Source organism: Stappia sp., from assembly GCF_048261845.1.
Classification (GTDB): domain Bacteria; phylum Pseudomonadota; class Alphaproteobacteria; order Rhizobiales; family Stappiaceae; genus Stappia.
In genome coordinates this window covers 103,644-119,215 of record NZ_JBLXFR010000004.1, presented here as the reverse complement: position 1 = coordinate 119,215, position 15,572 = coordinate 103,644, and the positions used below count along the sequence as shown (strand labels likewise).

General features: G+C 65.8%; 12 protein-coding genes. 5 read left to right on the top strand and 7 right to left on the bottom strand.

The window, feature by feature from the left end; translation table 11 throughout:
- Positions 1-13 precede the first annotated feature (13 nt).
- The 5 genes from ACN0T5_RS03625 (at position 14) to ACN0T5_RS03605 (ending at position 6,688) form a co-directional block, all read left to right on the top strand.
- Positions 14-1,825 (top strand): ATP-binding protein, encoded by a 1,812-nt coding sequence (locus ACN0T5_RS03625; RefSeq protein ID WP_417767251.1) that lies wholly within the window; start codon positions 14-16, stop codon positions 1,823-1,825.
- A gap of 58 nt (positions 1,826-1,883) precedes the next feature.
- Positions 1,884-3,239 (top strand): sigma-54-dependent transcriptional regulator, encoded by a 1,356-nt coding sequence (locus tag ACN0T5_RS03620; RefSeq protein ID WP_417767250.1) that lies wholly within the window; start codon positions 1,884-1,886, stop codon positions 3,237-3,239.
- A 247-nt stretch (positions 3,240-3,486) separates the two neighbouring features.
- Complete coding sequence (locus tag ACN0T5_RS03615; RefSeq protein WP_417767249.1) at positions 3,487-4,488, top strand: DctP family TRAP transporter solute-binding subunit; 1,002 nt, start codon at positions 3,487-3,489, stop codon at positions 4,486-4,488.
- 163 nt (positions 4,489-4,651) lie between these two features.
- Complete coding sequence (locus ACN0T5_RS03610) at positions 4,652-5,272, top strand: TRAP transporter small permease (RefSeq protein WP_417767248.1); 621 nt, start codon at positions 4,652-4,654, stop codon at positions 5,270-5,272.
- A 9-nt stretch (positions 5,273-5,281) separates the two neighbouring features.
- Positions 5,282-6,688, top strand: coding sequence for a TRAP transporter large permease (locus ACN0T5_RS03605; protein ID WP_417767247.1), 1,407 nt, complete (start codon positions 5,282-5,284; stop codon positions 6,686-6,688).
- Between the two features lie 122 nt (positions 6,689-6,810).
- On the opposite strand, the gene ACN0T5_RS03600 is transcribed toward ACN0T5_RS03605, so the two are convergent.
- The 7 genes from ACN0T5_RS03600 to ACN0T5_RS03570 form a co-directional block, all read right to left on the bottom strand.
- Complete coding sequence (locus ACN0T5_RS03600; protein WP_417767246.1) at positions 6,811-7,092, bottom strand: SCP2 sterol-binding domain-containing protein; 282 nt, start codon at positions 7,090-7,092, stop codon at positions 6,811-6,813.
- Positions 7,093-7,192: 100 nt separating this feature from the next.
- Positions 7,193-8,992, bottom strand: coding sequence for an IlvD/Edd family dehydratase (locus ACN0T5_RS03595; RefSeq protein ID WP_417767245.1), 1,800 nt, complete (start codon positions 8,990-8,992; stop codon positions 7,193-7,195).
- Between the two features lie 103 nt (positions 8,993-9,095).
- Complete coding sequence (locus ACN0T5_RS03590; protein ID WP_417767244.1) at positions 9,096-11,345, bottom strand: heavy metal translocating P-type ATPase; 2,250 nt, start codon at positions 11,343-11,345, stop codon at positions 9,096-9,098.
- A 151-nt stretch (positions 11,346-11,496) separates the two neighbouring features.
- Positions 11,497-12,522: an ABC transporter ATP-binding protein gene (locus ACN0T5_RS03585; RefSeq protein WP_417767243.1), complete on the bottom strand. Its 1,026-nt coding sequence runs from the start codon at positions 12,520-12,522 to the stop codon at positions 11,497-11,499.
- On the bottom strand, positions 12,519-13,505 hold the full coding sequence (locus ACN0T5_RS03580; protein ID WP_417767242.1) for an ABC transporter ATP-binding protein: 987 nt from the start codon (positions 13,503-13,505) through the stop codon (positions 12,519-12,521). Before ACN0T5_RS03580 ends, ACN0T5_RS03585 begins: the two co-directional genes overlap by 4 nt.
- Before the next feature lie 27 nt (positions 13,506-13,532).
- The gene (locus tag ACN0T5_RS03575; protein WP_417767241.1) at positions 13,533-14,501 is read right to left on the bottom strand and encodes an ABC transporter permease; all 969 of its coding nucleotides are present in this window, start codon (positions 14,499-14,501) and stop codon (positions 13,533-13,535) included.
- A 9-nt stretch (positions 14,502-14,510) separates the two neighbouring features.
- Positions 14,511-15,488, bottom strand: coding sequence for an ABC transporter permease (locus tag ACN0T5_RS03570; protein ID WP_417767240.1), 978 nt, complete (start codon positions 15,486-15,488; stop codon positions 14,511-14,513).
- Between the last annotated feature and the right edge of the window lie 84 nt (positions 15,489-15,572).

Here is a 15,572-nt window from a genome sequence, read left to right as displayed (position 1 = left end):
GTTGGAAGGTGGCATGAAGACATATTTCCGCAAGGCGCAGCGCAACACCTTGCACGTGCTGGTGTTGTGCCTTGCATTGCCCATGACGGCGGGTATCGGATGGGTCACCTGGGAACTGGCCACCCGTCTCTTCGCGGCCGAGGTCGCGACCCGGGCGCAGGCTCTGCTCTCGGTGCAGTCGGCGACGCTCGAGCGGCAACTGGACAAGTTCCGCCTGTTGCCGCCGCTGCTGGCGCTGCGACCCGACATCCGTGACATCATCCTAGACGGCGACCGCGCCGCCGGCGAGCGGGTGGCGGCGATCGCGGCGGGGATGGCGGGCGCGCGCGAGGTCGCCTTTCTCGACACACGCGGCGAGGTGATGGCGTCCAGCCATCTTTCGCCCCGCCCCGAACCCGGTGGCAGGGAGGCGGTCGGACCGGTGCCGCTGACCGAGGCCCTGCAGGGCCGGCTTGGCCGCGCGTATCGGCGTGGAACGGGCGGCGCGCCGGGCAGCTATGTCTTCGCTTCGGCGGTCCGGGACGGGCCGGATGTGATCGGCGTCGTTCTCGTACGGGTCAGCCTGGCGGAGGTCGAACAGGCCTGGGCGCTCAGCCCGGCGCCAATCCTGGCGATAGACGAGGCCGGGGAGATCGTCGCCACCAATCGCCCGGAATGGCGCGGGCAGCGGGCGGCGGCGCGGCTGGAGCGGCAGGGGCGCGCACGGGTGCCGCAAACCGGCGACGGGGCGGCGGCCGCGGCCACCGACGCGACCTACGTCACCTTCAAGGACGCGCCGGGCAAGGGTCCTTACCTGATGATGGCCCGCACGCTGCCGGTTCTCGACTGGCGTATCGCCGCCTTTGCGGATACCGCCGATGCACGCTCGCAAGCTCACAAGGTCGCGGCGATCGCGGTTCTCGTCTGCCTGCTGCTGAGCGGCGTCGCCTGGGTGGCGGCCGACCGGCGTGTCGCCGTGATGCGGCGCATGCGCGAGGACCGGCTTTCGGCGCTGCGGCTGGAGCGCAAGGTGCGGGCCCGTACGCGGGACCTTTCGGAAGCCAACGCGCGACTGGCGCGCGAGGTTGCCGAGCGCGAGGCGGCGGAAGCCGAACTGCGCCACATGCAGGCCGACCTCGTGCAAGCCGCGAAGATGGCGACCCTCGGCCAGATGTCGGCCGCGCTTTCGCACGAATTCAACCAGCCGCTGGCCGCGATCCGCTCGAACGCCGACAATGCCAAGCTGTTTCTGGAGCGTGACATGGGCGAGCGGGTCGAGGCCGGGCTCGACCGGATCATCGCGATGGTCGAGCGCATGGCGGAGATCTCCCGCGTCCTGAAAGGCTTCAGCCGTCGGGCAGGGACGGACCTCAAGGCGACGGCGCTGAAGCCGGTGATCGACGAGACGGTGATGCTCCTGTCGCCCAGGGTCAAGCAGGGTGGAGCGCGCCTGGAGGTGAGGCATCTCGACGGGGCGCTGCAGGTGGTCGGCGGGCATGTGCGGCTGGAACAGGTGGTGCTCAACCTTGCCGCCAACGCGCTCGATGCTGTGGACGGGCGCGGCGACGGCGTCGTGACCATCACGACACGCATGGAGGCCGGGCAGGCCGTGATCGAGGTGCGCGACAACGGGCCGGGCGTTGCGGAGGAGTTGCTCGGCAAGGTTTTCGATCCGTTCTTCACCACAAAGGATGTCGGCAAGGGGCTGGGCCTCGGGCTTTCGATCGCCTACAAGATCGTCCACGATTTTTCCGGAAGCCTGAGCGTCGGCGCCGCGGAAGGGGGCGGGGCGGCCTTCACGGTGAGGCTGCCGCTTGTCCAGGGGCTGAGCGACGCCGCACAGTAACGGGGCCGCCCGGACGGTCGGGCATCCGGTTCTGCGACCGCTGGGGAACGAGACATTCATGGACAAGGCAAGGGTACTGCTGGTCGACGACGAGCCGGATCTGCGCGAAGCGCTCAGCGAGGGGCTGGAACTCGCCGGGCATTGCGTCTCGACTTTCTCCGCAGCGTCGGGTGTCATCGGCCATCTCGGGCGTGACTTCTACGGTGTACTGGTCACCGACATCCGGATGCCGCAGAGCGACGGTCTTGAACTGATGCGCAAGGCGCTGGAGATCGATGCCGCGCTGCCGGTCATCCTGATCACCGGCCATGGCGATGTGCCGCTCGCCGTCCAGGCGATGCGCGCCGGCGCCTACGACTTCATCGAGAAACCGTTTCCCGTGAACCGGTTGTCGACGGTCATCGAGCGGGCGCTCGAGAAGCGCCGGCTGGTGCTGGAAAACCGGGCCTTGCGCGAGCAACTGGCCGACCGCTCGGGGATGGAGGGTCGCCTCGTCGGTCGCTCGCCGGTGATGGAGCGGCTGCGCGGTCTCGTCGGCGCGCTCGCCGGCACGGATGCGGACGTGCTGATCATCGGCGAGACCGGCGCCGGCAAGGAAGTGGTGGCGCGCGCCCTGCACGAGGAAGGCAACCGGCGCAACGGTCCCTTCGTCGCGCTCAATTGCGGCGGGTTGCCGGCGGAGATCATCGAGTCGGAGCTGTTCGGGCACGAGAAAGGGGCCTTCACCGGGGCCGCACGCCAGCGGATCGGCAAACTCGAGCACGCCCATGGCGGAACGGTGTTCCTCGACGAGATCGAGTCGATGCCGCTCGACCTGCAGGTCAAGCTGCTCAGGGTGATCGAGACGCGCAGCATCGAGCGGCTTGGATCCAACAGCTCGATCCCGCTGGACGTCCGCTTCCTGGCGGCAACCAAGGAGAACCTGGAGACGGCGGGAAACAACGGCCGTTTCCGAAAGGACCTGTTCTACAGGCTCAATGTCGTCAGCCTGGAGATCCCGCCGCTCAGGGCCCGCAAGGAAGACATTCCGCTGCTCTTCCACCATCTGACGCGTGAGGCGCGGGCACGCTACCGCCGGGAAATCCCTGACGCGAGTGCCAGCTATCTGGCGGCGCTGATGGCGCGCGACTGGCCCGGAAACGTGCGCGAGCTGCGTAATGTCGCCGACCGGTTCGTGCTTGGGCTGGAGGCGCTCGACCCGCTGGAAGCGGAAGTCGGGCGCAGCCTGTCGGAGCGGGTGGCGGCCTATGAGAAGGCGGTGATCGCCGAGGAGCTCGCCCGGAACGAGGGTCGCCTGAAGGCCACCTATGAGGGGCTAGGGCTGTCTCGCAAGGCGCTCTACGAGAAGATCCGCCGGCACGGGCTGGAGCGCGAGGGCGCCTCCGGCGAAGATGGCGGAGCGGCCGACCTATAGCCGTTATCGGCAAGGTCAATGTGTCGTCTTCCACCCATTGCCGGTCCCGGATGTGTCGGAATCCACCCATTCGACATGGATGACCTGATCGGCGATACTGGTGAATGCCTTGAATGGCGCCATTTTGCCTATGGTGGGAGCAGGTGGCACGACTGTTGCTAACATTTTGTCGCGACTGGTCTGGCCTTCCGCCGGACCCCACTGCCGCGCGCTCCGCGCCCGGCCAATCATGTCTGGGAGGACATCCATGAAGAAGTTCGCAACGGCCGCAGTCGCGGCCGCATGTTTCGCATTCTCCGCTCCGGCGCTTGCCGATTGCGACGATGGCGAAATGGTCATCAAGTTCAGCCACGTGGTGGCTGCGACGGGTCACCCCAAGGGCGATGCCGCGACGATGCTCGCCAATCGCGTCAACGAGGAGATGAACGGCAAGGCCTGCATGCAGGTGTTCCCGAACTCCCAGCTTTTCGATGACGACAAGGTCATGGAAGCGCTGCTTCTCGGCGACGTCCAGCTTGCCGCCCCGTCGCTGTCGAAGTTCGAGGCCTACACGCTCAAGTATCGCCTCTTCGACCTGCCGTTCCTGTTCAACGACCTGTCGTCGATCGACCGCTTCGCCGTCTCCGACGCCGGCAAGGGCCTGCTGAACTCGATGACCGATGTCGGTTTCGTCGGCCTTGGCTACTGGAGCTCGGGCATGAAGCAGTTCTCGGCCAACAAGCCGCTGCTGGTTCCCAGCGACGCCGCCGGCCTTAAGTTCCGCATCCAGACCTCCGACGTTGCCGAGGCGATGATTTCGGCGATGGGCGCCAATGCCCAGAAGCTCGCCTTCAAGGAAGTCTACGGCGCGCTGCAGACGGGCGTGGTCGACGGTCAGGAGAACTCCTGGTCCAACATCTACACGCAGAAGTTCTTCGAGGTGCAGGACGGCATCACCGAGACCAACCACCAGCTTCTTGCCTACCTGCTGGTGACGTCCGACGAGTGGCTGAACGGTCTCGACGCCGATGTGCGCGAGCAGTTCCTGACCATCGTCAACGAGGTCACGATGGCAGCCAATGCCGAGGTCGCGAGCAAGGAAGCCGCCAACCGGCAGAAGATCCTCGACGCGGGCAGCGAGATCCGCGTGCTGAGCGCCGAGCAGCGCAAGGCCTGGGGCGATGCCATGAAGCCGGTGTGGGACAAGTTCCGCGGCGATATCGGCGAGGACCTGATCGAGGCGGCGCAGGCGTCGAACAGCGCCAGCTGAGCGATGAAAAGGCTTTCCCGGAAGACACCGCCCGTGGCGGGTGTCCTCCGGGAACCATGACGGGGTGACGGGATCGGGCATGGCTTGCGGCATGGACAGCCGGGGCCATGCCCGGTCCGGCCTTGATGACGTTCCCGACAAAAGAGAAAAATTGGGGGAAGCGATGCAACGCGTCGACAACTGGGTCACGCGCTTCGAGGAGAACGTGATCGCGTTCCTGCTCGCCGCGATGACCATCGTCTCCTTCACGCAGGTGGTGGCCCGTTACGGCTTCAATTCCGGCTGGACCGGAGCGCTTGAATTCACCCGCATCCTGTTCGCCTGGCTGATCCTGTTCGGCATGAGCTACGGCGTGAAGATCGGCGCCCATCTCGGCGTCGACGCGATCATCCGGCTGTTTCCGGCGCCGGTGTTCAGGGCTATCGCGGTCTTCGGTGCTCTGTGCGGCGTCGCCTATGCCGTCATCCTTCTTTATGCCGACTGGCTGCAGATCTTCGGCATCCAGACGCGGGGCGGGGCGATCGACTACTGGTCGCGCATGTACAAGATCGGCATTGGCCTCGACGATCTGCGCTATCCCGAGCTCATTCAGGAAATGTTCGGCACCAAGGAGCGTGTCCAGCGCTGGATCGCCTATCTGATCCTGCCGGTGGGCCTGACGCTCTTTGCATTCCGCTGCATCCAGGCGGCGCTGCAGATCATTCGCGGGGAACGCGAAATGATGATCGCCGCCCACGAAGCGGAAGAGCTTGTCGCCGAAAACAAAGACGTCCTGAAAGACTAAGAGGCAGCCATGGAAGCCGGTGTTCTGTTCATCATGGTTCTCGGGCTGCTGTTTCTCGGCGTCCCGATTTCCATCTCGCTGGGCCTGTCCAGCATCCTCACGATCGCATTCTTCTCGCAGGACTCCATGTCCTCGGTGGCCCTGCAGCTGTTCACGGCCTCGCAGAACTACACGCTGCTTGCGATCCCGTTCTTCATTCTCGCCTCGACCTTCATGTCGACGGGCGGCGTCGCACGGCGCATCATCCGGTTCGCCATCGCCTGCGTCGGCCATCTGCGCGGCGGCATGGCGATTGCCGCGGTGTTCTCCTGCATGCTGTTCGCCGCGCTCTCCGGCTCGTCGCCGGCAACCGTGGTGGCGATCGGCACGATCGCCATCGCCGGCATGCGGCAGGTCGGCTACACCAAGGAATTCGCGGCCGGCGTGATCGCCAACGCGGGCACGCTCGGCATTCTCATCCCGCCGTCGATCGTCATGGTCGTCTATGCGGCGGCAACGGACGTCTCGGTCGGGCGGATGTTCCTGGCCGGTGTCGTTCCCGGCATCGTTGCCGGCCTGATGCTGATGATCGCGATCTACGTGAACGCGCGCATCAAGAAGATGCCGAAGCAGCCGTTCGCCGGGTTCGGCGAGATGGGGTCGGCTGCGGGCGAGGCGGGCTTCGGCCTGCTGCTCATCATCATCATCCTGGGCGGCATCTATGGCGGCATCTTCACGCCGACGGAGGCTGCTTCCGTTGCCGCCGTCTATGCCTACCTGATCGCGATCTTCATCTATCGCGACATGGGCCCGCTGAAAGGCGTGCCGATGCGCAGGGACGGCGAAAACATCGCGGCGGCCATCGGCCGGAACGTGTGGCTGACGGTGGTGTATTTCTTCCCCGCCTGCGTTCATGCGGATACCCGCAAGGCGCTGGTCGATGCGGCGAAGACGACGATCATGCTGATGTTCATCATCGTCAACGCGCTGCTGTTCGCCCATACGCTGACGGCGGAACGCATCCCGCAGGCAATCACCGACTGGATGATCGGCGCCGGGTTCACCTGGTTCACATTCCTGATCGCGGTCAACATCCTGCTGCTGATCGGCGGCCAGTTCATGGAGCCCTCGGGCCTGCTGTTGATCGTCGCGCCGGTGGTGTTCCCGATCGGCATGGCGCTGGGCGTCGACCCGATCCACCTGGGCATCATCATGGTGGTGAACATGGAGATCGGCATGATCACCCCGCCGATCGGCCTCAACCTGTTCGTCACATCGGGAATAACGGGGATGAGCCTGGTTCAGGTCGTCAGGGCGGCCGCGCCCTTCGTCGTGATCCTGTTCATCTTCCTGATCCTCGTGACCTATGTGCCGGCCCTGTCGACCTGGCTGCCCTACTGGCTGATGGGTCCGGAACTTGTCACGCGGACAGGCTGACGCCTCTGCCGTCTGGCACGCAAAGAAAGACCCCGGCGGTGCGAGGCACCGCCGGGGTCTTTCATGTCCAGCAAGGCGATGTCGCGGCGTGTCCGGTCCGGGAGCACGCGACGCGGGGTGGGTCAAACGATGCTGCCGAGTTTCATGGCGACGCTCATGTCGCCGGCGACCTTGATCTTGCCGGACATGAACGCCATCGTCGGGTTCAGTTCGCCGGCGAGAAGGTCGGCAAGATTCTCCTGCGAGATGGTGATGGTGCAGTCGGCGTCCTTGTCCTCGTTGGTGACCTCCGCCCCCTGGACGAAAATGACGCCGGCATCGCCGCAGTCGAATTTCACACTGTCGGAGATGCCGCCGCCGGCCACCTTGCCGCGCACCGCCTCGGTCAGTTCGTTCAGGCTCATGTCATGTCTCCCTGTCGCCGGACCTGTCCGGCATGTCGGCCCCCAGAGAGCATGACGCTTACGTAATCGTCAAGGCCGACCTTGCGGGAAATCCGCTGCGCTAGTGATTGTTTCGCGGCGTACCTTTTGTCCGGGAGACGTCGCGATAGGCAACGGCGGGCTTCAGCACCATGCCCTTGTCGAACTGGTCGACGAAGGTCCGCTGGATCTCCTGCCAGGGGGTCTGGTGCGCAGGGTAAGGGAAGCCGCCGCTCGCCTCGAGCGCAGCCCGCCGGTCGGCAAGTTCCGCGTCGCTGATCAGGATGTTCGCGGTGCAGGCCTTCAGGTCGATACGCACCCGGTCGCCCGTCTTGAGCAAGGCAAGCCCGCCGCCGGCGGCAGCTTCCGGGGCCGCGTTGAGGATCGAGGCCGACCCGGAGGTGCCGGACTGCCGGCCGTCGCCGATGCAGGGCATGGCATGAATGCCGCGCTTTATGAGGGCTGCCGGGGGCTGCATGTTGACGACCTCGGCGCCGCCCGGATAGCCGATCGGGCCGGTGCCGCGAATGAAGAGCAGGCAATGCTCGTCGATCTCAAGCTCGGGATCGTCGATGCGGTGATGATAGTCCTCCGGCCCTTCGAAGACGATGGCGCGGCCCTCGAAGGCCTCCGGATCGTCCGGATTGGAGAGGTAGCGGTCGCGGAATTCCTTCGAGATGACGCTGGTCTTCATGATCGCGCTGTCGAAGAGATTGCCTTTCAGGTTGAGGAAACCGGCCTTGTCGACCATCGGTTCGGAAACCGGACGGATGACACGCGTGTCGAGGTTTTCCGTCTCGCGGCAATTGTCGCCGATGCTGCGGCCGTTGACCGTCAGCGCCTGCGGATGGGGCAGCATGTCCGCCTTCATCAGTTCCGCGATAACGGCCGGCACGCCGCCGGCATGGTGATAGTCCTCGCCCAGATACTCGCCCGCCGGCTGCATGTTGACGATCAGCGGCACATGATGGCCGAGCTTCTGCCAGTCGTCATTGTCGAGCGGCACGCCGAGATGGCTGGCAACGGCATTGAGATGGATCGGCGCGTTGGTCGAGCCGCCGATAGCCGAGTTGACCACTATGGCGTTCTCGAACGCCTCGCGGGTCATGATGTCGGACGGGCGCAGGTCCTCCCAGACCATGTCGACGATCCTGCGACCGGTCTGGTAGGACACCTGCGCGCGTTCGCGATACGTGGCGGGAATTGCGGCGGCGCCTGGCAACTGCATGCCGAGCACTTCGGCCAGCGAGTTCATTGTCGTCGCCGTGCCCATCGTGTTGCAATAGCCGACCGACGGAGCGGAGGAGGCGACGAGATCCATGAAGCCGGCATAGTCGATCTCGCCTGCGGCCAGCATCTCGCGCGCCTTCCACACGATGGTTCCCGACCCGGTGCGCTCGCCCCGATGCCAGCCGTTCAGCATCGGACCGACCGACAGGGCGATGGCGGGGATGTTGACGGTCGCCGCCGCCATCAGGCAGGCAGGCGTGGTCTTGTCGCAACCGATGGTGAGAACGACGCCGTCAATGGGATACCCGTAAAGAAGCTCGACAAGGCCGAGATAGGCGAGGTTCCGGTCGAGCGAGGCTGTTGGCCTCTTGCCAGTCTCCTGGATCGGATGGACCGGGAACTCGAAGCAGATGCCGCCGGCTTCCCGGATACCTTCGCGTACCCGCTTGGCCAGCTCGATATGATGGCGGTTGCAGGGGGAGAGGTCCGAGCCGGTCTGGGCGATGCCGATGATCGGCTTGCCCGACTGCAGTTCGTCCCGGGTGAGGCCGTAGTTCAGGTAGCGCTCGATATAGAGCGCCGTCATGGCGGGATCGTCAGGATTGTCGAACCAGGCACGGGAACGAAGGGCTTTCGGGTCTCTGGCGGTCATTCCGGTCTCCGGGCTTCAGGCTGGGGTCCTTTATTTGTAATACAAGTTCCATCCCGTCAATGACCGTTTTCCTTCGACACGCGTGCCCTTCGTTCCTGCCGGTTCAGCGTGCTTTCGCCCTCCAGCGTCTCAGCAATGCGGCATTGGAGACGACCGACACCGATGACAGTGCCATGGCCGCGCCGGCAAAGGCGGGGGTCAGCAGGCCGAGTGCGGCGAGAGGGATGCCGACCACGTTGTAGACGAAGGCCCAGAACAGGTTCTGCCGGATCTTGCGCACGGTCGCCCGCGAGATGCCGAGCGCATCCGCGACAAGATCGGGCCGCGACCGCATCAACGTGATGCCGGCGGTCTCCATCGCCACTTCCGCGCCCGATCCCATCGCGATGCCGATGCTGGCACTTGCGAGGGCCGGCGCGTCGTTGACGCCGTCGCCGACCATGGCAACGACACGGCCTTGCGAGATGAGGTCGACAACCGTTTTCGACTTGCCTTCCGGGGGCACGCCGGCAATGACACGGGCGATGCCGACGCGGTCGGCCACGGTGCGGGCAACCGCTTCCGTGTCGCCGGTGAGCATGACCGTCTCGATGCCGAGCTCGCGCAGCCGGGACAGGGCCTCCGGCGTTTCCTCGCGGACCGTGTCGGCCATGGCGATGACGCCGACGGCGCGTCCGGCGACGACGATGCTGGCGCAGGTCTTGCCGTCGGCCTCGAGCTCGCGCGCGATCTGGCGGGTCAGGAACGTGTCGATGCCATGGGCCTCCAGCAGGCGCTGGTTGCCGATCAGGACGGTTTCCCCGGCGATCTCCGCAATGATGCCCTGGCCGGGAACCGAGCGGAAGGACGAGGGCTGGGAGACCTGCAGGCCGCGCGCCCGCGCCTCTTCGACGATGGCCGAGGCAAGCGGGTGCTCGCTGGGCTGCTGGGCCGTCGCGGCGATCCGCAGGATCCGGTCCGCCTTGCCGTCGAAGGCGCGAATGTCGGTGACCCGGGGAGTGCCCAGCGTCAGTGTGCCGGTCTTGTCGAAGATGACGGTGTCCACCTTGTGGGCGACTTCCAGGGCTTCGATGTCGCGAATGAGAATGCCGGCACGGGCCGCGGCGCCCGTACCCGCAACGAGCGCGGTCGGAGTGGCGAGGCCAAGGGCACAGGGGCAGGCGATGACAAGAACGGCGACCGCCGCGCCGACCATCGCATCGAGGCTGGCGCCGGCAAGCCACCAGCCGGCAAACGTGGCGATGGCGACGACGACAACCACTGGCACGAACACCGCCGACACCTGGTCGACGAGCTTTTGCACCGGAGCCTTGGACCCTTGCGCTGCCTCGACGAGGCGGATGATGGCGGCAAGCTTGCTGTCGTCGCCAAGCGCGGTGGCCTCGAGCGTGAGCGAGCCGGACCCGTTGATGGTGCCGCCGATCACGGGGCTGCCGGCGGTCTTGGCGACAGGCAGGCTTTCGCCGGTCAGCAGGGCCTCGTCGACCTCGCTTTCGCCCGACAGGACAGCGCCGTCGACAGGGACGCGCTCGCCCGGCTTGACCACGATATGGTCGCCGGGAAAGAGATGCTCGACGGGAACCGTCTCCAGCGTATCGCCGGTCAGGCGGTGGGCCACTTGCGGCCGCAGGTCGCCGAGCGCGCGGACAGCCGCAGTCGTGGTGCGCTTGGCCCGCGTCTCAAGCAGCTTGCCGAACAGGATCAGCGTGAGGATCACCGCCGAGGCCTCGAAATAGAGATGGCCGGGGGCCTCCGGCCAGGCCAGCACGGTGAGCGCGAGACTGTATCCGTAGGCTGCGGTCGTCCCCAGCACGACGAGTACGTCCATGTTGGCGGCGCCATTCGCCAGCGCCTTGAAGGCCCCGACATAGAAGCGGCGACCGACAAAAACCTGGACAATGCCGGCCAGTACCGCCTGGAGCCAGGCGGGTGGCATCAGCATCACGCCGAAGGGCGCGCCGACCATGCCGGCGACCATCGGTGCCGAGAGAAGCGCGGAAAGCACCAGCAGTATCAAGGTGCGGCGCTCCCGCGACCGGGCGCGTGCCTCGTTCTCATCCTGCCGGCGCTTTTCCTGCTGCCAGCCGGTCGGCCGCTCGCCGGCGGTGTAGCCGGTCGCCTCGATGGCCGCGATGACGCCGGCCGCATCGAGGCTGCCGTCGGTTTCCACCAATGCGGTTTCCAGTGGCAGGTTCACCGAGGCGCGGACCACGCCGGGCTTGCGGCCCAGCACTTTTTCGATCCGCGCCGAACACGCGGCGCAGGTCATGCCTCCGATATCCAGCTGAATGACGGTGCCCGCAGGTGCGTGCGGGTGGCTCGGGGCATCTGCCTGGAGCGTTGCCTGTGACATTTCACGGATCTCCGGTGCGGGCGTCCGGACGCGGCCGGACATGCCCTGTTCAACTCCAGAACAGGAGATAGGCCTTCCAGTCAATGGAAGGTCAAGGGTCGAAATGGTGCGGTCTTCACCCCGTGTCTGCAGGCCTTGCCGGCAGCGTCGCTCAGGGCGTCGTGCGACCTTCCTCGACCGCATGGCAGGCAACGCCCATTCCGCCGTCGTGGCGGAAGGCGGGCAACTCGCTTGCGCAGCGCGCGTTGGCAAGCGGACAGCGCGGATGGAAAGCGCAGCCGGTCGGCGGGCTGATCGGGTTGGGGATTTCTCCCTCCACCGCGCGGCGCGGCTGCCCGGTCATCTCCAGGTCAGGGATCGCGGCGAGCAGCATGCGGGTATAGGGATGGCGGGGATTGCGGAAGAGCTCGTGGCTTTCGGCGACCTCGACCAGCCTGCCGAGATACATGACGCCGATGCGCCGCGCCATGTGGCGAACGACGGCAAGGTCGTGGCTGATGAAGAGATAGGTGAGCTGGAACTCGTCCTGCAGGTCCTTCATCAGGTTGAGAATCTGCGCCTGGACCGAGACGTCGAGCGCCGAGGTCGGCTCGTCGCAAACGAGGAATTCCGGCTTGGAGGCGAGTGCGCGCGCGATGCAGATGCGCTGGCGCTGGCCGCCCGAGAATTCGTGCGGATACTTGGCGCCGTCACGCGGATGCAGGCGGACAAGCTCGAGCAGTTCCCCGACACGCGCCGAGATCGCCTGTTCCGAGGTCTCCAGCCTGAAGGCCCGGATCGGCTCCGCGATGATCCGGTCGACCCGCCAGCGCGGGTTGAGGCTTGCGTAAGGGTCCTGGAAGATCATCTGGATGCGCCGCCTCAGGTCGCGCATTTCCACGCCCGACTGCTTGCGCGAGCGCATGTCGACGCCCTCGATGCGGATCTCGCCGGAACTGGCTTCCAGCAGCCCGACCACCATCTTGGCGACGGTGGATTTGCCGGAACCGGATTCCCCGACGAGGGCGAAGGTCTCGCCGCGGTCGATCGAGAAGGAGATCTCCTGCGCCGCCTTGAGGAAGGCCTTGGGCAAGCGCTCCAGCACCCGGTTCAGCCAGGGCTTGGAGACATCGAAGGTTCGCGACAGGGCGTTGACCTCGACGACGGCCGAATTGTCGTTCGTGCTGGCGCTCGTCATCCGGCCGCCCTTTCGGTTTCAAGGAGTTTCCAGCATGCGGCCTGGCTTTCGCCGGCGGCGATCAGCTGCGGGCGCTCGATCCGGCAGCGGTCCATGACCAGCGAGCAGCGCGGGTTGAACGCGCAGCCCGTGGGAATCGAGTCCAGCCTCGGCATGGATCCGGGGATCTGCGTCAGTCGCTCGTGATCGCCGGTGAGGGAGGGGATCGCGCCCATCAGGCCGATCGTGTAGGGGTGGCTCGGCGACTTGATGACGTCGCGCACCGGCCCGATCTCGGCGATCCGGCCGGAATACATCACGGCGACCCGGTCGGCGGTCTCGGCGATCACGCCCATGTCGTGGGTGATCAGCATGACGGCGGTGCCATGGTCGCGGCAGACGCGCTGAAGCAGGCGGATGATCTGTGCCTGGACGGAGACGTCGAGCGCGGTGGTCGGTTCGTCGGCGATGACGAGCTCCGGTTCGGCGCACAGCGCCAGCGCGATGACGACACGCTGGCGCATGCCGCCGGAGAACTGGTGCGGATAGGCGGTCAGGCGCTGGCCGGCGGCCGGGATGCCGACCTCCTCGAGCAGCGCGACGGCACGGTCGCGCGCCTCGCGCTCCGACACCGGAAGATGCGTGAGGATCGTCTCGATGATCTGGTCGCCGATGGTGAACAGGGGATTGAGGCTGGTCAGCGGGTCCTGGAAGACCATGCCGATGCGTTTGCCGCGCAGCTTGCGCATGGCCGGCTGGGAAAGGTTGTCGATGCGCTCGCCCTTGAGGCGGATTTCGCCGCCGGCGATGCGCCCCGGAGGCTCCAGAAGGCCGATGACAGCCGTGCCGGTGATCGACTTGCCGGCACCGGATTCACCGACCACGCCGAGCACTTCGCCCTCGTGGAGATCAAAGGAAATGCCGTCGATGGCTGTGAGGATACCGCGCCGCGTCGGGAACTCGACGCGCAGGTCCTTCACGGAGAGCAGGGGGGGCTGGGTCATTTTCCGCCGTTTCGCTTCGTGTTCATGTCAGCGCAGCTTCGGATTGAGCGCGTCCCGCAGCCAGTCGCCAAGCAGGTTCACTGCGAGCACCAGAACCGCAAGTGCGCATCCGGGGAACATTGCGATCCACCATTCGCCGGAGAACAAAAAGTCGTTGCCGATCCGCACCAGCGTTCCGAGCGAGGGCTGCGTCGGGGGAATGCCGACACCGAGGAAGGAGAGCGTCGCCTCGGTGATGATGGCGAGGCCGAGATTGATCGTGGCGATGACCAGCACCGGTCCGATCACGTTGGGCAGCACGTGCCGGACCATGATCAGGAACGGCGGTATGCCGATCAGGCGGGCGGCCTGGACATATTCCTTGTTGCGCTCGACCAGGGTCGAGCCGCGGACCGTTCTGGCGAACTGCACCCAGAAGGACAGCGCGATGGAGAAGACGAGGATCCAGAAGGCAAAGCGCTCGCGGTCGAGATTGCCGAACAGGGCGCGGGCGACGCCGTCGACCAGCAGCGCGATCAGGATCGCGGGGAAGGTGAGCTGGACTTCGGCGATGCGCATGATGATGGCGTCGACCTTGCCGCCGACATAGCCGGCGATCAGACCGAGCAGCACGCCGACAACGCCGGCGAACAGGACCGACAGGAAGCCGACCGCCAGCGAGATGCGGGCGCCGTAGAGAATGCCGGAAAAGACGTCCCGCCCCTGGTCGTCGGTGCCGAGCAGGAAGCGCGGATCGTGATACTCCATGCCGATCGGCGGCACGCGGGCATCGAGGATCGAGATGCTGGCGAGGTCGAAGGGGTTGTGCGGGGCAAGCCAGGGCGCGAAGGCGGCGCCGATGAAGAAGGCGAGCGTCACGACGGCGGAGAGCACCGTCACCTTCGAGCGCAGGAACGAGTGGAGGATGTCGCTGTCGAGGATGCGGGCCAGCATGCCGCGCGGAACCGGGCCGGCCGGCACGGGTTCCTTGGCTTCCTCTCCGGTGGCGGGGGTCATGAGCGGCTCCTAGTGCGTCGCGCGTTCGGCGCGCAGGCGCGGGTCGACCTGGAAATAGAGCAGGTCGACGATCAGGTTGATGGTCACAAAGAGGAAGGCGATCAGCATCAGGTAGGCGGCCATGATCGGGATGTCGACATTCTGCACCGATTGCAGGAACAGAAGACCCATGCCCGGCCACTGGAAGACCGTCTCGGTGATGATCGCGAAGGCGATGATGGAGCCGAGTTGCAGGCCGGTGATGGTGATCACCGGAACAAGCGTGTTCTTCAGGGCGTGCCGGAAGTTGATGCTGCGCTGGCGCAGGCCGCGCGCACGGGCGAACTTGATGTAGTCCGTGCGGATCACTTCCAGCATTTCAGAACGCACCAGACGCATGATCAGCGTCATCTGGAAGAGGCCGAGGGTGATGGCCGGCAGGATCAGTGCCTTGATGCCGCTCCACGTCAGCAGGCCGGTCGACCACCAGCCCAGCTGGACGACGTCGCCACGTCCGAAACTCGGCAGCCATTGCAAGGTGACCGAGAACAGGAAGATGAGCAGAATGCCGATGAAGAAGGTCGGCAGCGAAATGCCGATCAGGGAGATCGACAGGAACAGTTTCGACAGGATGCTGTCCCGGTGGAGACCGGTGTAGACGCCCATCGGTATGCCGACGAACAGGGCAAAGATCGCGGAGACGATGGACAGCTCCAGCGTGGCGGGCAGGCGCCGGCCGATGAGTTCCGCAACGGGTTGCCGGAACTGGTAGGAGGTGCCGAAGTCGAACTGCGCCGCATTGACGATGAAGCGTCCGAACTGGGTGAGCATCGGATCGTTCAGTCCGAGCCGCTCGCGAAGGGCCTCGCGCTGCTCCGGTGTCGTCTCGACGCCCACCATCTGGTTGACGGGGTCGCCGACAAAGCGGAACAGGGTGAAGGAAATCAGTGCCACCACGAGCATGACCAGGACGGCCTGGACGAGGCGACGAATGGTGAAGGCAAGCATGGCGCCCCTGTTCCGGCTGGGCTTGGCTGCGTACGGATACCGGCATATCCGCGCGCTGGTGGCAGCGATCGCGACATCCGGCGG